Below are 22,305 nucleotides of genomic sequence, written 5' to 3'. Positions count from 1 at the left end.
ACATCTTAGAGCAAAGTTGCGCTGTCATAAATAAGCAAAAAGCCTCGCGGGTCAATCCAGCGAGGCTGTAGATAATAACGTACTGATATTACTGACGCGGAAGCACGTCAGCAGGCAGATTATAGAGTTCCGCCAGGGTAAAGACTTTGTCATTCACCCCCGACAACGACACGTTGTTGCCCTGCTGTTTCGCCAGACTGATGAGATGGACCAGCAGCGCCAGTCCCCCCGTATCCACTCGGGAAACCTGACTGAGGTCGATGCAGGTGACACCGGTCATTGCTTCAATGCGCGCATCCCACAAAGGATTAAGCACATCCTGGTCCAGTTCTCCCACCAGCGCCAGCTTGTCACCGTCACGCGTCCAGTTGAGTGACTGAGTCATTACTTCTTCTCTTCCAGCGTGATTTTTTGCTGCGCGATAGATTTCAGTTGCGCCGTCAGTCCATCGATCCCTTTAGTACGCAGCAGATCGCTCCACTCGTTCTGTTTGGTAGTGATCATGCTGACGCCTTCGGCGATCATGTCATAGGCCTGCCAGTGACCCGTCTGAGTGTTTTTACGCCACTGGAAGTCCAGACGCACCGGAGGACGGCCGTTGGGATCGAGGATGGTTACACGGATCGGAACGATGCTCGCATCACCCAACGGTTGTTCCGGAGCAATCTGATACGTCTGACCGTGATACATCGCCAGCGCCTGGCCGTAGGCCTGTTTCAGGTATTCACGAAACGCGGCGAAGTAGGCTTCACGCTGAGCCGGAGTGGCTTCTTTGTAGTAACGCCCCAACACCAGCGCGCCAGCATATTTCACCTGCACATACGGCAGCAGTTCCTGGTCAACCACGTCACGCAGATAGTCCGGATTAGAACGGATTTTCGGCTGTTCGTTTTTCAGGCGGTCGAAGGTTTTCTGCGCCGCTTCATTCATCAACTTGTAAGGGTTGGTCTGATCGGCTGCAATGGCGGTGCTCAGCGGTGCAATCACCAGCAGAGCCACCATCATTAAACGCTTAAGCATAATTCGATTCTCCTGAGATTAATTCGTTGTGCCCGCAGGCCCAGTGGCTTCATTATGGCCTTCGGTCGGCGCCGACGCATCGCCAGAATTCTTATTGTCATCGCCTTTACTGTTGCTGTTGTAAAGGAACTGACCAATCATATCTTCCAGCACCATCGCGGATTTGGTGTCCTGGATTGTGCCGCCATCTTTGAGGATAGACGTTCCCAGCTCAGGATCTTCAAAACCGACGTTCAGCGCCAGATACTGTTCCCCCAGCAGACCGGACGTCCGGATGCTCAGCGAACTGGTATCAGGGATGTGGTTATAGCGCTCTTCGATGTCCAGCGTCACGCGCGGTAAATAGGTCTTCGGATCCAGAGAGATATCCGCCACGCGCCCCACCACCACACCACCGATACGCACCGGCGAGCGCACTTTCAGGCCGCCGATATTATCGAATGTCGCGTAAATCGTGTAGGTCGGTTCTGTGCGCATAGAGGTCACATTAGCCGCCTTCAGGCAGATAAACAGTGCGGCCAGCAATGCGGCTAATAAGAAGATCCCCACCCAAATTTCATTTTTTTTCGTTTGCATGAACTCAATTCCCAAACATCAATGCGGTCAGTACAAAGTCCAGACCCAGAACGGCCAGCGACGAGTGCACAACGGTGCGTGTGGTTGCCCGGCTGATTCCCGCCGAGGTCGGAATCGCATCATACCCATTGAATAATGCAATCCAGGTTACCGTAATGGCGAACACCACGCTTTTAATCAAACAGTTGACCAGATCCAGACGCCAGTCGACGGCATTCTGCATCGCGGACCAGAAGAAGCCAGCATCAATCCCCTTCCAGCTTACGCCGACCAGAGAACCGCCCCAGATCCCGACGGCCACAAACAAAATCGTCAGCATCGGCAGCGAAATCACGCCCGCCCAGAATCGCGGAGAGATCACCCGGCGCAGGGGATCGACAGCCATCATTTCCATACTGGAAAGCTGCTCGGTCGCGCGCATCAGGCCAATTTCAGCGGTGAGTGCAGAGCCCGCACGCCCCGCAAATAACAACGCGGCGACAACCGGACCGAGTTCACGCAGCAGCGACAGTGCCACTAACATCCCCAGACTGGTTTCCGCGCTATAGGTGGTAAGTACCAGATAGCCCTGCAGCCCCAGCACCATGCCGATAAACACGCCAGAAACAATAATGATCAGCATCGACAGGACGCCCACATTATAAAGCTGGCGCACCAGCAACGGCGCGTGCTTACGAAATTCCGGTTTGCCGACCAGCGCATTGAACAACATTAACCCGGCGCGCCCGAACGTTCTGAGAGTTTTAATCCCCTTGTGTCCCAGCGTCGCCAGTGCATTTAACAGCATGAGTGGCTTAACTCCCTGTTCCGAGTAAATCAGAGTGATAATCGCCCGCAGGATAGCGGAACGGGACCGGCCCGTCTGCAATGCCATCCAGGAACTGACGCACACGCGGGTCGTCATTCTCTTGCAACGCCTGCGCGCTGCCGTGGGCCACAATCTTTTTGTCCGCCATAATATAGGCGTGATCGGCAATGCTCAGGACTTCCGGCACATCGTGAGAGACCACGACGCAGGTCACGCCCAGCGCATTGTTTAATTCAGAAATCAGTTTGACCAGCACGCCCATGGTGATCGGATCCTGTCCGACAAACGGTTCATCAAACATGATGAGATCCGGCTCCAGCGCAATGGCGCGTGCTAACGCCGCCCGGCGCGCCATCCCACCGGACAGTTCAGAGGGCATCAGTTTTGCCGCGCCGCGCAGACCGACAGCTTCCAGTTTCATCATCACCGTGCTCTTCAGTAACGGCGGGGGAAGCGTGGTATGTTCGCGTAGCGGATAGGCCACGTTATCAAACACGTTCATGTCGGTGAACAGCGCCCCGGACTGAAACAGCATACTCATCCGTTTGCGTACCGTGTAGAGGCGCGAGCGAGACATCTCAGGAATGTTCTCGCCATCAAACAAGATCTCCCCCTTGTCTGGCACAATTTGTCCGCCGATCAGACGCAAGAGCGTCGTTTTACCGATGCCCGATGGCCCCATGATCGCGGTTACCTTGCCACGCGGTACGGTCAGAGAGATGTTATCGAAAATGCAGCGGTCGCCGCGCGTAAAGCTGACATCGCGCATATCGACTAAATTCGCCACAGACTGCCCCATTGATTCATCCTTCGTGTTGCTTGTTGATCTCAGCATGGCGTGGAATTCAGCCATGAACCCAACATATTTACAGAATATTACCCGTGCTGGTTAGCTAAAGCTGGCATTTGTTTTACTTTTTAGCTGCATAAAGTCAAAATTAAGACTTCGTTACGGTTTCCAGACGATCCCGGTGGACCGGCGAGTATACCTGAAGAAAGGACTTTAGATGCTTTTAGCAACGGCGCTGTTAATTATTGGTTTATTATTGGTCGTCTACGGCGCCGACCGCCTGGTTTTTGCCGCGTCAATCTTATGTCGAACCTTTGGGATTCCGCCGCTGATTATCGGTATGACGGTAGTCAGTATAGGCACATCTCTGCCTGAAATTATTGTTTCTGTCGCCGCCTCTCTGCACGGGCAGTTAGATTTAGCCGTCGGCACCGCGCTAGGCTCTAACATTACTAACATTTTGTTGATCCTCGGGCTTGCCGCGCTGATCCACCCTTTTACCGTGCATTCCGATGTTCTGCGTCGCGAATTACCGCTAATGTTGCTGGTTAGCGTAGTGGCCGGATCCGTACTGTATGACGGACAACTCAGCCGCAGCGATGGTATCTTTCTTTTACTGTTAGCCGTGTTATGGCTGCTGTTCATTGTTAAAATCGCCCGTCTCGCTGAGCGTCAGGGCAATGACAGCCTCACCCGCGAACAGGTTGCCGAGTTGCCGCGTGAAGGCGGATTACCGGTGGCGTTTTTATGGCTGGGCATTGCGCTGATTATCATGCCGATGGCGACCCGAATGGTGGTGGATAACGCCACTGTGATTGCCAATTTCTTCGCGATGAGCGAACTGACGATTGGCCTGACGGTGATCGCAATTGGCACCAGCCTGCCTGAACTGGCAACCGCTATCGCTGGCGTGCGCAAAGGTGAGAACGATATCGCGGTGGGCAATATCATCGGCGCGAACATTTTTAACCTCACCATTGTTCTCGGCCTTCCCGCTCTGATTACGCCGGGTGACGTCAATCCGCTGGCGTTCAGCCGTGACTACAGCGTGATGCTGCTGGTGAGCATCATCTTTGCATTACTTTGCTGGCGGCGTCCCCGCCAGTCCGGTCGCGGCGCGGGCGTGCTGCTGACCGGCGGTTTTATCGTATGGCTGGCGATGCTGTATTGGCTATCGCCACTTCTCGTTGGATAACTGGAAACAGACATATGTCGCACTTAGCGTTACAACCGGGTTTTGACTTTCAGCAAGCCGGCAAAGAAGTTCTGGCGATTGAACGTGAAGGCCTGGCGGAGCTCGATCAGTACATCAACCAGGATTTCACTCTCGCCTGTGAGAAAATGTTCAACTGCACCGGCAAAGTGGTGGTGATGGGCATGGGGAAATCGGGGCATATTGGCCGCAAAATGGCCGCGACCTTTGCCAGCACCGGCACCTCTTCCTTCTTCGTTCATCCGGGCGAAGCCGCCCACGGCGATCTGGGAATGGTGACCTCGCAGGATGTAGTGATTGCCATCTCCAACTCCGGGGAATCCAGCGAGATCGCGGCCCTGATTCCAGTTCTTAAGCGACTGCAGGTTCAGCTTATCTGCATCACCGGGCGACCAGAAAGCAGCATGGCGCGTGCTGCGGATGTCCATCTGTGTGTTAAAGTACCGCAAGAAGCCTGTCCGCTTGGACTGGCCCCGACAAGCAGCACCACCGCTACATTAGTGATGGGCGATGCGCTGGCGGTGGCGTTATTAAAGGCGCGCGGCTTTACCGCTGAGGATTTTGCTCTGTCGCATCCGGGCGGTGCGCTAGGGCGTAAACTGCTGTTGCGCGTGAACGATATTATGCATACGGGTGATGAAATCCCGCATGTCACCAAAGAAGCCAGCCTGCGCGATGCGCTGCTGGAGATAACCCGCAAGAACCTCGGGATGACCGTGATTTGCGATGATGCGATGAAGATCGACGGTATCTTCACCGACGGTGATTTACGTCGCGTCTTTGATATGGGCGTTGATGTGCGCCAGCTCGGTATCGCCGACGTGATGACGCCAGGGGGCATTCGCGTGCGTCCAGGAATACTGGCGGTCGATGCCCTGAACTTAATGCAGTCTCGTCATATCACCTCCGTAATGGTTGCCGATGGCGACCAGTTACTCGGTGTGTTACATATGCATGATCTCCTGCGTGCAGGCGTTGTGTAGAAATTCAAGGATAAAATGAAATGAGCAAAGCAGGTGCGTCGCTTGCGACCTGTTATGGACCCGTCAGCGCAGACGTCATCGCCAAAGCAGAGAATATCCGTCTGCTGATTCTTGATGTCGATGGCGTGCTGTCGGATGGCCTGATTTATATGGGCAACAACGGTGAAGAGCTGAAGGCTTTCAACGTCCGTGACGGTTACGGGATCCGTTGTGCGCTGACGTCTGATATCGACGTCGCCATCATTACCGGACGAAAGGCTAAACTAGTAGAAGATCGGTGTGCCACACTGGGGATCACGCACCTGTATCAGGGGCAGTCGGACAAGCTGGTCGCCTTTCACGATCTGTTGGCAAAACTGGCGATTGCGCCGGAAAATGTGGCCTACGTCGGTGACGATCTGATTGACTGGCCGGTGATGGAAAAAATTGGCCTGAGCATTGCCGTTGCGGATGCGCATCCGTTACTGCTTCCGCGCGCGGATTATGTCACGAAAATCGCGGGCGGACGCGGCGCGGTACGAGAAGTCTGTGATTTATTATTACTGGCGCAGGGTAAGCTTGATGAGGCCAAAGGGCAATCGATATGAGTAAAGCCAGACGTTGGGTTATCATTCTACTGTCATTGGCCGTGCTGGTGCTGATTGGGATTAACCTGGCCGATAAAGACGACACGGCGCAGGTGGTGGTGAATACGAGCGATCCGACCTATAAGAGCGAGCATACGGATACCGTTGTCTACAGCCCGGAAGGTGCGCTGAGCTATCGTTTGATCGCCCAACATGTTGAATATTATTCCGATCAGGCCGTTTCGTGGTTCACACAACCCGTATTAACGACGTTTGATAAGGACAAGATCCCGACGTGGTCAATCAAGGCTGATAAAGCCAAGCTAACTGAGGATCGAATGCTGTATCTTTATGGTCACGTTGAAGTCAACGCGCTGGTGCCTGACGCTCAACTTCGCAGAATTACCACCGATAACGCGCAGATCAATCTGGTGACGCAGGATGTTACCTCTGAAGACCTCGTCACGTTATACGGAACAACATTTAACTCCAGCGGACTGAAAATGCGCGGCAACTTACGCAACAAGAACGCCGAGCTGATTGAAAAGGTTAGAACCTCCTATGAAATTCAAAACAAACAAACTCAGCCTTAATCTTGTGCTTGCCAGCTCACTTCTGGCCGCCAGCATTCCGGCGTTCGCCGTCACGGGCGATACCGAACAGCCGATCCACATCGAATCGGACCAGCAGTCTCTGGATATGCAGGGCAACGTCGTGACCTTCACCGGTAATGTCATTGTGACCCAGGGCACTATCAAAATTAACGCCGATAAAGTGGTCGTTACCCGCCCTGGCGGTGAAGAGGGTAAAGAGGTCATTGATGGCTTCGGCAACCCGGCCACGTTCTATCAAATGCAGGACAACGGTAAGCCGGTAAAAGGCCATGCGTCGAAAATGCATTATGAACTGGCGAAAGATTTTGTCGTGCTCACCGGCAATGCGTATCTGGAACAGCTCGACAGCAACATCACCGGGGACAAAATTACCTATCTGGTGAAAGAGCAGAAAATGCAGGCCTTCAGTGAGAAAGGCAAGCGTGTGACCACCGTTCTGGTTCCGTCGCAGTTGCAGGACAAAAACAAAAACCAGGCTCCGGCTCAGAAAAAGAGTAACTAATTCGTTATGGCAACATTAACTGCAAAGAATCTGGCGAAGGCCTACAAAGGCCGCCGCGTCGTGGAAGATGTCAGCCTGACCGTCAACTCGGGCGAGATTGTCGGTCTGCTTGGGCCGAACGGTGCGGGTAAAACCACCACCTTCTACATGGTCGTCGGCATTGTGCCGCGCGATGCCGGTAACATCATTATTGATGATGAAGACATCAGTCTGCTGCCGTTGCACGCCCGCGCGCGCCGCGGAATTGGCTATCTGCCGCAGGAAGCGTCGATTTTTCGCCGCCTGAGCGTGTACGATAACCTAATGGCCGTACTACAAATTCGTGACGATCTCTCCAGCGAACAGCGTGAAGACCGCGCTAATGAGCTGATGGAAGAGTTCCACATTGAGCATCTGCGCGACAACATGGGTCAGTCACTCTCCGGCGGGGAACGTCGCCGTGTGGAAATCGCCCGTGCCCTCGCCGCCAACCCGAAATTTATCCTGCTGGATGAACCCTTTGCCGGCGTTGACCCCATCTCCGTTATCGATATCAAACGCATTATTGAGCATCTGCGTGACAGCGGTCTCGGCGTGTTGATTACCGACCATAACGTCCGCGAAACGCTGGCCGTGTGTGAACGCGCCTATATCGTGAGCCAGGGACACCTGATCGCGCACGGCACGCCGACAGAAATCCTGCAGGACGAACACGTGAAGCGCGTATACCTTGGGGAAGACTTCAGACTCTGATAGGGTAGAAGTTTGCGACGTCATAGCGGGAGAAAACGACTCTGAACATGAAGCAAGGTTTGCAACTCAGGCTGAGCCAACAACTGGCGATGACGCCGCAGCTACAACAGGCGATTCGTCTGTTGCAGTTGTCCACGCTGGAACTGCAGCAGGAACTCCAGCAAGCGCTGGAAAGCAATCCGTTGCTGGAACAAACCGATCTTCACGACGAAGTTGATACCCGCGAAACTCAGGACAGCGAAACGCTGGATACCGCCGACGCGCTCGAACAAAAAGAGATGCCGGAAGAGTTGCCGCTTGACGCCAGCTGGGATGAAATCTACACCGCCGGAACGCCGTCGGGCACCAGCGGCGACTACATTGACGATGAGCTCCCCGTTTACCAGGGTGAAACCACGCAGACCCTACAGGATTACCTGATGTGGCAGGTGGAACTCACCCCGTTCTCCGATACCGACCGCGCAATCGCCACGTCGATTGTAGATGCCGTTGACGATACCGGTTATCTCACCGTTTCGCTGGACGACATCCTCGAAAGCATGGGCAATGAAGAGGTCGGCCTTGATGAAGTCGAAGCCGTACTCAAACGTATTCAGCGGTTTGATCCCGTAGGCGTGGCGGCAAAAGATCTGCGCGATTGCTTACTGATCCAGCTCTCGCAATTCGACAAATCGACCCCCTTCCTTGAAGAAGCCCGGTTGATCATCAGCGATCATCTCGATCTGCTGGCGAACCACGACTTCCGCACTCTGATGCGCGTCACTCGTCTCAAAGAAGAGGTGCTCAAAGAAGCGGTCAATCTGATTCAGTCACTCGATCCCCGACCCGGGCAGTCGATCCAGACCGGCGAACCGGAATACGTGATCCCGGATGTGCTGGTACGCAAGCATAACGGTCACTGGACGGTTGAGCTCAACGGTGACAGCATTCCCCGCTTGCAGATCAATCAGCACTACGCCGCCATGTGCAACGGTGGGCGTAATGACGCCGACAGCCAGTACATCCGCAGTAATTTGCAGGATGCGAAGTGGTTGATTAAGAGTCTGGAAAGCCGCAATGATACCCTGCTGCGCGTCAGCCGTTGCATCGTTGAGCAGCAGCAAGCCTTCTTTGAGCAAGGCGAAGAATTTATGAAACCGATGGTGCTGGCTGACATCGCCCAGGCCGTCGAGATGCACGAATCGACCATTTCTCGTGTGACGACGCAGAAGTATCTGCACAGTCCACGCGGCATTTTTGAACTGAAGTATTTTTTCTCCAGCCATGTGAATACCGAGGGGGGTGGCGAAGCGTCCTCCACGGCGATCCGCGCACTGGTGAAGAAGTTGATTGCGGCGGAAAACCCCGCGAAGCCTTTGAGCGACAGCAAGCTAACATCGATGCTGTCGGAACAAGGCATCATGGTGGCGCGCCGCACCGTTGCGAAGTACCGAGAGTCTTTATCCATTCCGCCGTCAAACCAGCGCAAACAACTGGTTTGACCCAACCGATAAGGAAGACACTATGCAGCTCAACATCACTGGAAACAACGTCGAGATCACAGAAGCCCTGCGTGACTTTGTGAATACCAAGTTCGCCAAACTCGAACAGTATTTTGACAGGATCAATCAGGTCTATATTGTGTTGAAAGTGGAAAAGGTTACCCACATCTCGGATGCAACACTGCATGTAAACGGTGGCGAAATTCACGCCAGCGCGGAAGGTCAGGATATGTATGCGGCTATTGATGGCCTGATTGACAAGCTGGCAAGACAGCTCACCAAACACAAAGATAAATTGAAACAACACTAATTGTCCGGGCAGTTAGCGGGTGCAGGACGGCCTGTTGTGCAGAACAACAGGCCATTTGTACAGTTAGCGCTCCGAATCCGTTCCGCTGTTGTGGGACGGATTCTTAGGTGAAATTATGATAAATAACGATACGACTCTACAACTGAGTAGTGTACTTAACCAGGAATGTACGCGCAGTGCCGTTCACTGCCAGAGCAAAAAACGCGCGCTGGAAATCATCAGTGAACTGGCTGCAAAACAGCTCAGTCTACCGCCGCAGGTCGTTTTTGAAGCGATCCTGACGCGCGAAAAAATGGGCAGTACCGGCATCGGCAATGGGATCGCCATCCCGCACGGTAAGCTGGAAGAAGATACCCTGCGCGCCGTCGGCGTGTTTGTGCAACTGGAAACGCCCATCGCCTTCGATGCGATTGATAATCAACCTGTTGATCTGCTTTTTGCCCTGCTGGTGCCTGCGGATCAAACCAAAACGCACCTGCATACACTATCGCTGGTGGCTAAGCGTCTGGCGGATAAAACCATCTGCCGTCGATTGCGCGCCGCACAGAGCGATGAAGAGTTGTATCAAATCATCACTGACACCGAAGGCGGTCAGGATGAAGCGTAACTCCCCTTTTTCCGTGGTGAGGAGAAACAGTACATGGTACTGATGATCGTCAGCGGTCGTTCAGGGTCAGGTAAATCTGTCGCCCTGCGCGCGCTGGAAGATATGGGCTTTTACTGCGTGGATAACCTTCCCGTCGTATTGTTACCCGATCTGGCTCGCACGCTTGCCGAACGCCAGATTTCGGCTGCCGTCAGCATTGACGTACGCAATATGCCAGAGTCGCCGGAAATTTTTGAGCAGGCGATGAACAACCTGCCCGAGGCGTTCTCGCCGCAGTTGCTGTTCCTCGATGCCGATCGCAACACGTTGATTCGTCGCTACAGCGATACGCGTCGTCTGCACCCTCTCTCCAGCAAGAACCTGTCGCTGGAAAGCGCCATTGATCAGGAAAGTGACCTGCTGGAACCGCTGCGTTCTCGCGCCGACCTGATCGTCGACACCTCAGAAATGTCGGTGCATGAACTGGCTGAAATGCTGCGGACCCGCCTGTTGGGTAAACGTGAGCGTGAACTGACGATGGTGTTTGAGTCCTTCGGCTTTAAGCACGGGATCCCCATCGATGCCGATTACGTTTTCGACGTCCGCTTTCTGCCAAACCCGCACTGGGATCCGAAACTGCGTCCAATGACCGGTCTCGACAAGCCCGTCGCCGCCTTCCTCGACAGACACACAGAAGTACACAATTTTATCTACCAGACTCGCAGCTATCTTGAGCTATGGTTACCCATGCTGGAGACCAACAACCGTAGCTATCTGACCGTTGCTATCGGTTGTACCGGCGGGAAACACCGTTCGGTGTATATTGCAGAACAGCTGGCAGACTACTTCCGCTCACGCGGTAAAAACGTACAGTCACGCCATCGTACGCTGGAAAAACGCAAAACATGACCGTGAAGCAAACTGTTGAAATCACGAACAAGCTGGGCATGCATGCCCGGCCAGCAATGAAGCTCTTTGAATTAATGCAGGGATTTGACGCGGAAGTCCTGCTACGAAATGATGAAGGCACCGAAGCGGAAGCCAACAGCGTCATCGCATTACTGATGCTGGACTCCGCCAAAGGCCGACAGATTGAAGTTGAAGCCTCCGGTCCGCAAGAGGTTGAAGCGCTGGCGGCCGTCATCGCTCTTTTCAATTCGGGATTCGACGAAGACTGAGTTTTCTCGTTCCGCGGATACCTTCACAGAAAACGCCACCAGGCGTTTTTTTTCGTTTTTGCCCCCTAAACTGTACAATTCGTGCGCTTTTTAACTTAAGAATTACCTTAAGAAAACCTTAAGACAAGTCGTTTAGGTTTCATTTAACCTGAGTGTTCATACTGGATTATTGTCAGTAAATATTTCCAGGATATCACTCATGATTCGTTTATCAGCAGAGACTCCCCTGGGCACCGGACGACATCGTAAGTGTTATGCGCATCCGGATGATGCCCAACGTTGTATTAAGATCGTTTACAACAGTGGACACGGCGGCGACAAAGAGACACAGCGTGAACTGAAGTACTATGCTCACCTCTCTCGCTACCTGAAAGACTGGAGCGGTATCCCACGCTATTACGGCACGGTCGAGACCGACTGCGGAACGGGTTACGTTTACGATGTGATTACCGATTACGACGGCAAGCCGTCCATCACTCTCACCGAATTTGCCAAACAATGTCGTTACGAAGACGACTTTGCCGTGCTGCGTCAGCTGCTGAAGACGCTAAAACGCTACCTGCGTGACAACCATATCGTCACCATGACGCTGAAACCACAGAACATTCTTTGTCACCGTATCAGCGAATCGGAAGTGGTGCCGGTGGTTTGCGATAATATTGGCGAAGGGACGTTGATCCCGCTGGCGACCTGGTCAAAATGGTTCTGCCATCGTAAGCAGGAAAGGCTGTGGCAGCGTTTTATCGCCCAACCGGTACTGGCCGTCGCGCTGGAAAAAGACGTCCACCCGAAAGAACGCAGCTGATTGTCACTCTCTTCGCGCGAGGCGTAATGCAGATTTAATGCAGGTGGTGGCGGGTCATAAACGACTCCCCACCCAACTGTCGCATTTGACGCAGTATCCACGCCTGACGGCTACGCACATAGCCTGAAGGTGCTGCGGCCTTAAAGCGCAGAGGATTGGGTAATACAGCGGCAAGCAGCGCCGCTTCTGACTGAGTCAATCGGCTGGCCGGTTTGCCAAAATAGCGTTGTGCGGCGGCTTCGACGCCAAATACGCCATCACCAAATTCCGCGATATTCAGGTAAACCGTCAGGATCCGCTTCTTGCTCCAGACCGTCTCTACACCGACGGTAAGTCCGGCTTCCAGCCCTTTCCGCAACCAGCTACGCCCATCCCAGAGAAAGAGATTTTTAACCGTTTGCTGTGACAATGTTGACGCGCCGCGAATGCGGTTTTCATTACGTTCGTTATGTGACAGCGCTTTTTCGATGGCAGCAACGTCAAAACCCCAGTGGTCCGGGAAGGTCTGGTCTTCTGCGGCAATCACCGCGAGTCCCATCCACGGAGAGATTTCATCCATACTCACCCAGTCGGAATGAGCAACATAGCCAAAGTCACCCTGTAGCCAGGCACCGATCTGCCGCTCAACCATTACCGCTGAAAAAGGCACAGGCACCACGCTAAACAGCGCAATGCCACCGCCCCAGAAAACGGCGAGGATAATCACGACGCGCAATATCACTCGCCTCAGAAAGGCGAAAACTCCTTTTTTCATTCCGCCAGGACCAGCACGCGTGATACCAGTTTTTCGATCCCCATTGCCGCCTGAGCGATGTCCTGCGCCAACATGTAGGCCGGTGTGGTGACGATTTTATTATCTTCATCAACGACGATATCATCGACCGGGCACGGCACATGCTCCGCCCCCATATCTTCCAGCACTTCCGCTGTATCAATATCGGTCCCGATTGTCAGACGTAGCGGAAAGTCGAAGATTTTCGGCAGCATCGCCGGGGCGATGCACATAAAACCCAGCGGCTTGCCCGACTGATGCATCGCCAGAGCGAGCCCGGCTAAATCCGGATCAACCCGGCATTCACTGCCCTGACTGGCAAAGTTGCTCAAATTTTTGGCCGCGCCAAAACCACCAGGAACAATCAGCGCATCCAGATCGGCTGAGACTGCCTGAGAAAGCGGACGAATGTTGCCGCGTGTAATACGGGCCGCTTCAATCAGTACATTACGGGTTTCCGCCATCGGTTCGCCCGTCAGATGATTAATCACATCGGCCTGCGCTTTGTCGGGCGCAAAGCAGACGGCCTGCGCGCCGCTGCGGGCAATGGACAGCAACGTCAGTACGGTTTCATGAATTTCAGCACCGTCATACACACCGCATCCACTGAGAACTACGCCAATTTTTTTCATTCAAATGTCCTTTTCACCACTATCTGCAGCACATTAATAATTGTGATTAAAATGCTACGCTTCACACATTTAACTGATTCATGTAACAAAGCATTTAAGATTTGCTATCTTAACTGCGTGCGGCCCGAATTTACGCGCTGCGCCTTTTAAATCACAATTATAACTTACGGCGCAGCCATGATTTCCCTGGTGTTGGCGCAGTATTCGCGCACCCCGGTCAAGCCGGGGTCATTTTTTTCCAGCGTTCGCCACCCAGGCCTTTAATACCGCAACGTCGTGTTGCCACTCCTGTTTCATCTCTTCAATCCATTCCCCCACGTTATCTTCCCATGCTGGAAGATCGGGTGACTGGATCTGCTGCCCCAGCTGTTGCAGATGACGAAGGCCAACAGAACCCGCCGCCCCTTTAATTTTATGCCCTTCTTCAACCACGCCTTTTTTGTCACGCGCGGTCAGATTGGATTCCAGAACGCTTAAATAACCTGGCATCATCTTCTCGAACACCGCCAGGCCATCGGTAATTAGTTTCGGCCCCACCAGCTCTATGTACTGTTCCAGCATCGGAATATCTAATAGCGCTTGCGATTTACTGCTCTCTTCAGATTTCACCGTGCACTCCTCCTCATCTTGGGTATCCCAGTACTTCTTAATCATGGCGGTTAACGCCGGTACCGACAGCGGCTTGCTCAGCACGTCATCCATACCGGCATCCAGATACTCTTTTTTATCTTTCAGGACGTTTGCCGTCAGCGCCACCAGCGGCGGCAGATCTTCACGCGCATAACGCTGGGTCAGTTCGCGTGAAATATCGAGGCCCGTCATATCCGGCAACTGAATATCCAGCAACACCAGGTCGTATTCGCCCGGCGTGAACATCTCCAGCGCCGCTTTCCCGGTCATCGCGACATCCACGCTATTACCGAGTTTTTCCAGCACCGAGCGCGCCACAATGACGTTCAGTTCGATATCTTCCACTAGCAGGACATTTAACGCCGGTAGCGGCAAATCGTCATCCTCAAACGCATCTTCAACTTCTTCTGCCACCGCTGGCGCATGGACGGTCAGAGTAAAGATTGAGCCTTTACCTGGCTGACTTGCCACGGTGATATCTCCACCCATGTTTTTCGCCAGACGACGCGAGACCGCCAGACCGATGCCTGTACCGGTCGCTGGTTTTCCGCCGTGACTGTCTTTCACCTGATAATACATGGCAAAGATTTTGTCCTGCTCATCCTGCGGAATGCCGATGCCGGAATCTTCCACTTCAAAGTGCAGAGTACTGCCGGCATCGTAACGTACGCGCACGGTCACCTGGCCCTGCTGGGTAAATTTCACCGCGTTGCTGATCAGGTTCCACAGGATCTGCCGCAGACGCGTGCCGTCAGTCACCACTTTATGCGGCAGCGGCAAGGTCGGGTCGAGCACAAAACGCAGCCCTTTCTGCTGCGCCTGCAGGCCGGAGAGGTTCTCCAGATCGGCCATGAAGCTGGTGAAATCCACTGGCTGGTTATCCAGTTGAACCTTACGCCGCTCCATCTTATCCATATCAATGATATCGTTGAAGATGTTCCCCAACGTCACGGCGGAGACATGGATCGTTTTCAGGTATTTTTCCTGTTCGGCCGTCAGCTCAGTGTCCAGCAGAATACGACTCAGACCGACAATTCCGTTCAGCGGTGTGCGCAGCTCGTGGCTAATGGTGGAAATAAAGGTGGTTTTATCGCGGCTGGCGCGCTCAAGCGCATCCTGATAGCGCTTGCGCTCGGTAATATCGCGACCAAAACCCATCAGGCCATGACGTTTACCAACGCGATCGTAATAAGGCACTTTGCGGATTTCAAAACAGGCTTTGCGCCCGTCGGGATAATCAAGCCATTGCTCATAGGTCAGCGACACATTATGGCGGAAAACTTTTTCGTCGGTCTCAATGACTTTTTCGGCGGCTTCCGGCGAGTACACATCAGCAGGCTTTAAATGAACCAGTTGTTTTTCGCTTTTGCCGGTGAGCAACTCCATCGCCCGGTTACAGCCGGAAAACTCTTTATCTTCGTTGCGATAAAAAACCAAATCCGGCGAGGCATCCAGAAAAGAACGTAAAAAAGAGGATTGCTGTTCAAGTTGGATCTGCGCCTCTTCGCGCTCTTTGATCTCAACTTTGAGCTGCTCAAACGTGGACTGGCGTTCCGCCTCTGCCTTTTCGCGGTCGGCAATCTCCTGATTCAGCTGCGAAATATTATCTTTCAGTTGGACGTTGAGCTTGAGGTCGCGCTCACGCATCTCTTCCAGCTTTTGCACCAGTCGGGATAACCGCTGACGGGATTCTTCCAGTTGCTCCACCACCACCGACAAAAAATAGACCGCCCAGGGGGTGATTAACAAACCAAAGAAAATGGAGCGGATGACATCGATCTGTTCGACCCGACCATGTAGCACCATGGTGACCGCCATCTGCACCACAATTGCCAGCACAACGAGCGCTAACGCCAACAACAGCGAAAAGCGCACCAGACCCAATTTCATCATCAGGTCCACATAGTACTGCGCCAGCATACGAATTTGCTTCATCAGGGATTTCCTTTACGACAACCTGGCACAATAATACTCAATTCTGGGCAAGACGTTGAAGAATGTGCAAGAAATGCGAATGCCCGTCATAGTTCAGGCGTCAGGCTGAACCCATGCCCGTCCGATCGCAGAACCCTGCACGCCATGCGTATTCAGATAACGATCCAGCTCGACCATCCCGGTCCAGCGGTTTTCGCACCACAACGGTGCCAGCAGCGTGGGACGGCGCGCGCTGGCGGAAATACGATGATAAATCACCTCCGGCGGGGTATGACGGATCATCTCGCCTGCGGTTCGCGTGTAGTCATCCAGTTCAATCCCGTTCAGACGCCCTGCTTCCCACGCTCTGGCCATAATGCTGCCCTTTACGATGTGCAGCGGATGCAGTTTGATGCCATCCACTCCCGTCTCCACTACTCGCTCAAGCGTTTGCAGACATTCCGCTTGCCGTTCTCCCGGCAGGCCGACAATAAGGTGCGAACAAACTTTCAGGCCGCGCTCACGGGCAAGGCGGGTCGTGCGCTGATAACAGGCAAAATCGTGACCACGATTAATACGGTACAGCGTTTTGTCATGTGCGGTCTGCAGCCCCAGCTCCAGCCACACTTCATAGCCCTGGTCTTTATACTCACAGAGCAGATCGAGAACCGCCTCCGGTACGCAGTCGGGACGCGTTCCCACGCACAGCCCGACAATACTGGCCTGACTGACCGCCTGCTGATACATCGAGCGCAACACCTGCACTTCAGCAAAGGTACTGGTATAGGCCTGGAAATAGGCCAGATAGCGTTTCGCACGATTAACCAGATGCGCCTGGTGCGCGAGTTGTTCGGCGATCGAATGATGCTGCTGCGCTTCATCCGCAAAAGAGGCAACATTACAGAAAGTGCAGCCGCCGCGTCCGATGGTGCCATCGCGATTTGGACAGCTAAATCCGCCGTGGAGCGTCAGTTTATGAACCTTTTGCCCATAACGCCGAGAAAGATCCCCACCAAACATATTGACTAATTTCTGTAACTGCATAATCTGATAGACCGCGCCTTGAAAAGAGGCCAAAGCCTGCCATTTTTAACCCTTGTCGGCGATGACCTGGATCAATCGCCCTGGCAGGCTTTTATCAATTGCATATTCAGTCAAAATAAACGATATTTCATTCACAACCCAGCCAATTACTTTTCCTTATCTCCGGTCATTTTTTTTATCTTCTGACGTCGATTGCGCAAAAACAGTATCATGAAATGCCATATCGCAACAAACCAGCACAAAACACTACATCTGACGATGAATAAAGCGGAGACATGAGCTAACAAGCGGTTATGACAGTGAGACAGATCACACTCCTCGCCTCGTTTCCAGTACGTTAATTCAATGTCAAAATGATATTATTTTCAATATTTTCATGAAGATAAATGCTCTATAGCACATTATTAGAGAAATAAGATTGCCATTTGACCTGTGTGTGGATTCCCGATAACGTGGAAATCCGCTGGAAGCTTTCTGGATGAGCGGTGTGCTCATCATATTTATGCAGTAATTGAGATTCCCTCTGACAGCAAGTCCTCAAACTTGTTTGACCTAAGCGAAATGGATAAAGAGGGCGAATGCGAGGTACGCGTATGACACGCAAACCCCGTCGCCATGCTCTTGGTGTGCCCGTGCGCAAACGGTATCGGAAGGGGGTCTCGCAGAGCCTGGGGAGGTTCACTGATATGTTGTACGATAAATCCCTTGAGAAGGATAACTGTGGTTTCGGCCTGATCGCCCACATAGAAGGCGAACCTAGCCACAAGGTAGTGCGTACCGCCATACACGCACTGGCCCGAATGCAGCACCGTGGCGCAATCCTCGCTGATGGTAAAACCGGCGATGGTTGTGGTCTGCTGCTGCAAAAACCTGACCGCTTTTTCCGCATCGTTGCGCAAGAGCACGGCTGGCGTTTAGCCAAAAACTACGCGGTTGGCATGATCTTCCTGAACAAAGACCCTGAACTGGCCGCCGCCTCTCGCCGTATTGTCGAAGAAGAGCTTCAGCAGGAAACTCTGTCGATTGTTGGCTGGCGTGATGTACCAACCAACGAAGGTGTACTGGGTGAAATCGCCCTCTCCTCCCTGCCGCGTATTGAACAAATTTTTGTGAATGCCCCTGCGGGATGGCGTCCGCGCGATATGGAACGTCGTCTGTTCATCGCCCGTCGCCGTATTGAAAAACGACTACAGGAAGACAAAGACTTCTACGTCTGTAGCCTGTCAAACCTGGTCAACATCTATAAAGGTCTGTGTATGCCGGCGGATCTGCCGCGCTTCTACCTGGACCTCGCGGACTTGCGTCTGGAATCGGCCATTTGCCTGTTCCACCAGCGTTTTTCCACCAACACCGTGCCGCGCTGGCCGCTGGCGCAGCCGTTCCGCTACCTGGCGCACAACGGCGAAATCAACACCATTACCGGTAACCGCCAGTGGGCTCGCGCCCGTACCTATAAATTCCAGACCCCGCTGATACCGGATCTGCACGACGCCGCGCCGTTCGTTAACGAAACCGGCTCAGACTCCAGTTCCATGGATAATATGCTGGAACTGCTGCTGGCGGGCGGGATGGACATCATCCGCGCCATGCGTCTGCTGGTGCCGCCAGCCTGGCAGAACAACCCGGATATGGATCCGGATCTGCGCGCCTTCTTTGACTTTAACTCCATGCATATGGAGCCGTGGGACGGCCCGGCCGGTATCGTCATGTCCGACGGGCGTTTCGCCGCCTGTAACCTCGACCGTAACGGTCTGCGTCCGGCGCGCTATGTCATCACCAAAGACAAGCTGATCACCTGCGCATCTGAAGTCGGGATCTGGGACTACCAGCCTGACGAAGTGGTCGAAAAGGGCCGTGTCGGCCCCGGCGAACTGATGGTTATCGACACCCGCAGCGGTTGCATTCTGCACTCCGCCGAAACGGACGACGACCTGAAAAGCCGCCATCCGTATAAAGAATGGATGGAGAAAAACGTCCGCCGCCTGGTGCCGTTTGAAGATCTGGCAGACGATCAGGTGGGCCAGCGTGAACTGGACGACGATACGCTCGCCAGCTACCAGAAACAGTTTAATTACAGCGCCGAAGAACTGGATTCCGTTCTCCGCGTGCTCGGCGAAAACGGTCAGGAAGCGGTCGGTTCAATGGGTGACGATACCCCGTTTGCCGTGCTTTCCAGCCAGCCGCGCATCATTTACGACTACTTCCGCCAGCAGTTTGCCCAGGTGACGAACCCACCTATCGATCCGCTGCGTGAAGCGCATGTCATGTCGCTGGCGACCAGCATCGGTCGCGAGATGAACGTCTTCTGCGAAGCGGAAGGCCAGGCGCACCGTCTGAGCTTTAAATCACCAATTCTGCTGTACTCTGATTTCCAGCAGCTCACTACGATGAAAGAAGAACATTATCGCGCCGACCGGCTCGATATCACCTTCGATGCGACGCAAACCACGCTGGAAGAGACAGTCAAAGCGCTGTGCGATACCGCCGAGCAAATGGTCCGCAGTGGCACCGTTCTGTTGGTACTGACAGACCGTAATATCGGCAAAAATCGCCTGCCGGTACCGGCGCCGATGGCCGTCGGCGCAGTACAAACGCGCCTGGTTGAGCAGAACCTGCGCTGCGACGCCAACATTATTGTCGAAACCGCAAGCGCTCGCGATCCGCATCACTTCGCCGTGCTGCTGGGCTTTGGCGCGACGGCCATTTACCCGTACCTCGCGTATGAGACGCTGGGCCGTCTGATCGACACTCAGGCGATCGCCAAAAACTACCGTACCGTGATGCTGAACTACCGTAACGGCATCAATAAAGGGCTATACAAAATCATGTCCAAAATGGGCATCTCGACCATCGCCTCCTACCGCTGCTCCAAACTGTTTGAAGCGGTGGGCCTGCATGATGATGTCGTGAATCTCTGCTTCCAGGGCGTGGTCAGTCGCATCGGCGGCGCGGGCTTTGCAGACTTCCAGCAGGATCTGCTGAACCTGTCCAAACGCGCATGGCTGGCACGTAAACCTATTTCACAGGGCGGCCTGCTGAAGTATGTGCATGGCGGCGAATACCACGCCTACAACCCGGACGTGGTACGAACCCTGCAACAGGCGGTTCAGAGCGGGGAATACAGCGACTATCAGGAATACGCAAAGCTGGTCAACGAGCGTCCCGCGACGACACTGCGCGATCTGCTGGCAATTAATCCTGGCGACAACGCGGTCAGCATCGAGGAAGTCGAACCGGCGAGCGAACTGTTCAAACGTTTTGATACCGCGGCAATGTCGATCGGCGCGCTAAGCCCGGAGGCACATGAAGCACTGGCCGAAGCGATGAACAGCATCGGCGGTAATTCCAACTCCGGCGAAGGCGGCGAAGACCCGGCGCGCTACGGCACCAATAAAGTGTCACGCATTAAGCAGGTGGCCTCTGGTCGCTTCGGTGTCACCCCGGCGTACCTGGTTAACGCCGACGTGATTCAGATTAAAGTCGCCCAGGGTGCGAAACCGGGAGAAGGTGGTCAGCTACCGGGTGATAAAGTGACCCCGTACATCGCCAAACTGCGCTACTCGGTACCGGGCGTGACGCTGATCTCCCCGCCGCCGCACCACGATATCTACTCTATCGAGGATTTAGCGCAGCTGATTTTCGATCTGAAGCAGGTGAACCCGAAGGCGATGATCTCCGTGAAGCTGGTGTCCGAACCGGGCGTCGGTACCATCGCGACCGGCGTGGCGAAAGCCTACGCTGACCTGATCACCATCGCCGGTTATGACGGCGGCACCGGCGCGAGCCCGCTCTCTTCAGTAAAATACGCAGGCTGTCCGTGGGAACTGGGCCTGGTGGAAACCCAGCAGGCGCTGGTCGCCAACGGCCTGCGTCATAAGATCCGTTTGCAGGTCGATGGCGGTCTGAAAACCGGCGTGGATATCATCAAAGCGGCGATCCTCGGTGCAGAAAGCTTCGGCTTCGGTACCGGCCCGATGGTGGCGCTGGGCTGTAAATACCTGCGTATTTGCCATCTCAACAACTGTGCAACCGGTGTGGCAACCCAGGACGATAAACTGCGCAAGAACCATTATCACGGTCTGCCGTTCAAAGTAACCAACTACTTTGAGTTTATCGCTCGCGAAACGCGCGAACTGATGGCGCAGCTTGGCGTGACGCGTCTGGTGGATCTGATTGGCCGTACCGACCTGCTGAAAGAACTGGACGGGTTTACCGCCAAACAGCAGAAACTGGCGCTGTCCCGGCTACTGGAAACCGCGGAGCCGCATCCCGGCAAAGCGTTGTACTGCACCGAGAACAACCCGCCGTTTGATAACGGTGTACTGAACGCACAGTTGCTGCAACAGGCGAAACCGTATGTTGATGAGCGCCAGAGCAAAACCTTCTGGTTCGATATTCGTAACACCGATCGTTCTGTTGGCGCGTCGCTCTCGGGATATATTGCTCAGACCCACGGCGATCAGGGGCTGGCCTCTGACCCAATTAAAGCGCACTTCAGCGGTACCGCAGGCCAGAGCTTCGGCGTCTGGAACGCGGGCGGCGTGGAGCTGTACCTGACCGGCGATGCTAACGACTATGTCGGCAAAGGCATGGCGGGTGGTCTGCTGGCGGTGCGTCCTCCGGTCGGTTCCGCTTTCCGTAGCCATGAAGCGAGCATCATTGGCAACACCTGCCTGTATGGTGCGACCGGGGGTCGTCTGTATGCCGCAGGGCGTGCGGGTGAGCGTTTCGGGGTGCGTAACTCCGGTGCGATCACCGTGGTGGAAGGGATTGGCGACAACGGGTGCGAATACATGACCGGCGGAATCGTCTGTATCCTCGGCAAAACCGGAGTGAACTTCGGCGCGGGTATGACGGGCGGGTTCGCCTACGTGCTGGATGAAGATGGTGAGTTCCGTAAACGTGTAAACCCGGAACTGGTCGAAGTGCTGGGCGTTGACGAACTGGCTATCCACGAAGAGCATCTGCGTGGCCTGATCACCGAACACGTGCAGCATACCGGTTCTCAGCGCGGGGAAGAGATTCTGGCTAACTGGTCAGCCTTCGCTAACAAATTCGCGCTGGTTAAACCGAAGTCCAGTGATGTGAAAGCACTGTTGGGTCACCGTAGTCGTAGCGCAGCAGAGCTGCGTGTGCAGGCGCAGTAAGG

22 protein-coding genes are annotated in these 22,305 nt (G+C 54.1%); 13 read left to right on the top strand and 9 right to left on the bottom strand.

The annotated features are described in order from the left end of the window. Positions 1–88 precede the first annotated feature (88 nt). The 5 genes from mlaB to mlaF are packed head-to-tail and all read right to left on the bottom strand — an operon-like array spanning position 89 to position 3,203. Entirely contained in the window at positions 89–385 is a 297-nt protein-coding gene (gene mlaB / locus HVX64_RS02715) for a lipid asymmetry maintenance protein MlaB (RefSeq protein ID WP_042998297.1), read from the bottom strand. Next, on the bottom strand, positions 385–1,020 hold the full coding sequence (gene mlaC / locus HVX64_RS02710; protein ID WP_042998298.1) for a phospholipid-binding protein MlaC: 636 nt from the start codon (positions 1,018–1,020) through the stop codon (positions 385–387). The genes mlaB and mlaC overlap by 1 nt, the downstream gene beginning before the upstream one ends. Before the next feature lie 18 nt (positions 1,021–1,038). After that, entirely contained in the window at positions 1,039–1,596 is a 558-nt protein-coding gene (gene mlaD, locus HVX64_RS02705; RefSeq protein WP_043001758.1) for an outer membrane lipid asymmetry maintenance protein MlaD, read from the bottom strand. A 4-nt stretch (positions 1,597–1,600) separates the two neighbouring features. Continuing rightward, positions 1,601–2,383, bottom strand: a complete 783-nt coding sequence (gene mlaE, locus HVX64_RS02700; protein WP_044255944.1) for a lipid asymmetry maintenance ABC transporter permease subunit MlaE — start codon at positions 2,381–2,383, stop codon at positions 1,601–1,603. A 7-nt stretch (positions 2,384–2,390) separates the two neighbouring features. Continuing rightward, positions 2,391–3,203 (bottom strand): phospholipid ABC transporter ATP-binding protein MlaF, encoded by an 813-nt coding sequence (gene mlaF, locus HVX64_RS02695; RefSeq protein ID WP_042998300.1) that lies wholly within the window; start codon positions 3,201–3,203, stop codon positions 2,391–2,393. A 208-nt stretch (positions 3,204–3,411) separates the two neighbouring features. Here mlaF and HVX64_RS02690 point away from each other — a divergent pair, with 208 nt between their 5' ends. The 12 genes from HVX64_RS02690 (at position 3,412) to yrbL (ending at position 12,164) form a co-directional block, all read left to right on the top strand. Further along, positions 3,412–4,389 carry a calcium/sodium antiporter gene (locus tag HVX64_RS02690; protein WP_042998301.1) on the top strand — a complete coding sequence of 326 codons (978 nt, stop codon included), beginning with the start codon at positions 3,412–3,414 and terminating at the stop codon, positions 4,387–4,389. A 14-nt stretch (positions 4,390–4,403) separates the two neighbouring features. Then, positions 4,404–5,390 carry an arabinose-5-phosphate isomerase KdsD gene (gene kdsD, locus HVX64_RS02685; RefSeq protein WP_042998302.1) on the top strand — a complete coding sequence of 329 codons (987 nt, stop codon included), beginning with the start codon at positions 4,404–4,406 and terminating at the stop codon, positions 5,388–5,390. 20 nt (positions 5,391–5,410) lie between these two features. Beyond that, entirely contained in the window at positions 5,411–5,977 is a 567-nt protein-coding gene (gene kdsC, locus HVX64_RS02680) for a 3-deoxy-manno-octulosonate-8-phosphatase KdsC (protein WP_042998303.1), read from the top strand. Beyond that, entirely contained in the window at positions 5,974–6,549 is a 576-nt protein-coding gene (gene lptC, locus HVX64_RS02675; RefSeq protein ID WP_044255950.1) for an LPS export ABC transporter periplasmic protein LptC, read from the top strand. The genes kdsC and lptC overlap by 4 nt, the downstream gene beginning before the upstream one ends. Further along, on the top strand, positions 6,518–7,072 hold the full coding sequence (gene lptA / locus HVX64_RS02670) for a lipopolysaccharide ABC transporter substrate-binding protein LptA (protein ID WP_042325045.1): 555 nt from the start codon (positions 6,518–6,520) through the stop codon (positions 7,070–7,072). Before lptC ends, lptA begins: the two co-directional genes overlap by 32 nt. Before the next feature lie 6 nt (positions 7,073–7,078). Beyond that, on the top strand, positions 7,079–7,804 hold the full coding sequence (lptB, locus tag HVX64_RS02665; RefSeq protein WP_042998305.1) for an LPS export ABC transporter ATP-binding protein: 726 nt from the start codon (positions 7,079–7,081) through the stop codon (positions 7,802–7,804). A gap of 47 nt (positions 7,805–7,851) precedes the next feature. Next, positions 7,852–9,285 (top strand): RNA polymerase factor sigma-54, encoded by a 1,434-nt coding sequence (gene rpoN / locus HVX64_RS02660; RefSeq protein WP_046401907.1) that lies wholly within the window; start codon positions 7,852–7,854, stop codon positions 9,283–9,285. Positions 9,286–9,307: 22 nt separating this feature from the next. Continuing rightward, entirely contained in the window at positions 9,308–9,595 is a 288-nt protein-coding gene (gene hpf, locus HVX64_RS02655; RefSeq protein WP_003025078.1) for a ribosome hibernation promoting factor, read from the top strand. A 115-nt stretch (positions 9,596–9,710) separates the two neighbouring features. Beyond that, positions 9,711–10,202, top strand: coding sequence for a PTS IIA-like nitrogen regulatory protein PtsN (gene ptsN / locus HVX64_RS02650; protein ID WP_042325036.1), 492 nt, complete (start codon positions 9,711–9,713; stop codon positions 10,200–10,202). Positions 10,203–10,235: 33 nt separating this feature from the next. Then, entirely contained in the window at positions 10,236–11,090 is an 855-nt protein-coding gene (gene rapZ, locus HVX64_RS02645) for an RNase adapter RapZ (RefSeq protein WP_012908509.1), read from the top strand. Further along, positions 11,087–11,359 (top strand): PTS phosphocarrier protein NPr, encoded by a 273-nt coding sequence (gene npr / locus HVX64_RS02640; RefSeq protein WP_042998307.1) that lies wholly within the window; start codon positions 11,087–11,089, stop codon positions 11,357–11,359. Before rapZ ends, npr begins: the two co-directional genes overlap by 4 nt. A gap of 199 nt (positions 11,360–11,558) precedes the next feature. After that, complete coding sequence (gene yrbL, locus HVX64_RS02635) at positions 11,559–12,164, top strand: PhoP regulatory network protein YrbL (RefSeq protein WP_181825226.1); 606 nt, start codon at positions 11,559–11,561, stop codon at positions 12,162–12,164. Between the two features lie 34 nt (positions 12,165–12,198). Here yrbL and mtgA read toward each other — a convergent pair whose 3' ends face one another. The 4 genes from mtgA to HVX64_RS02615 form a co-directional block, all read right to left on the bottom strand. Beyond that, positions 12,199–12,918, bottom strand: a complete 720-nt coding sequence (gene mtgA / locus HVX64_RS02630) for a monofunctional biosynthetic peptidoglycan transglycosylase (RefSeq protein WP_042998309.1) — start codon at positions 12,916–12,918, stop codon at positions 12,199–12,201. Next, positions 12,915–13,568, bottom strand: a complete 654-nt coding sequence (elbB, locus tag HVX64_RS02625) for an isoprenoid biosynthesis glyoxalase ElbB (protein WP_044255959.1) — start codon at positions 13,566–13,568, stop codon at positions 12,915–12,917. Before elbB ends, mtgA begins: the two co-directional genes overlap by 4 nt. A gap of 228 nt (positions 13,569–13,796) precedes the next feature. Continuing rightward, on the bottom strand, positions 13,797–16,133 hold the full coding sequence (gene arcB, locus HVX64_RS02620) for an aerobic respiration two-component sensor histidine kinase ArcB (protein WP_042998311.1): 2,337 nt from the start codon (positions 16,131–16,133) through the stop codon (positions 13,797–13,799). A gap of 93 nt (positions 16,134–16,226) precedes the next feature. Continuing rightward, positions 16,227–17,156 carry a TIGR01212 family radical SAM protein gene (locus HVX64_RS02615; RefSeq protein ID WP_044256074.1) on the bottom strand — a complete coding sequence of 310 codons (930 nt, stop codon included), beginning with the start codon at positions 17,154–17,156 and terminating at the stop codon, positions 16,227–16,229. 686 nt (positions 17,157–17,842) lie between these two features. On the opposite strand from HVX64_RS02615, the gene gltB reads away from it, so the two are divergent. Then, a complete protein-coding gene (gene gltB, locus HVX64_RS02610; RefSeq protein WP_044255961.1) occupies positions 17,843–22,303 on the top strand; it encodes a glutamate synthase large subunit in 4,461 nt (1,486 codons plus the stop codon). The last annotated feature ends 2 nt before the right edge of the window (positions 22,304–22,305 follow it).

This window comes from Citrobacter sp. RHB20-C16 (assembly GCF_013890155.1).
Classification (GTDB): domain Bacteria; phylum Pseudomonadota; class Gammaproteobacteria; order Enterobacterales; family Enterobacteriaceae; genus Citrobacter_A; species Citrobacter_A amalonaticus.
This window is presented reverse-complemented; position numbering and strand designations above follow the sequence as displayed.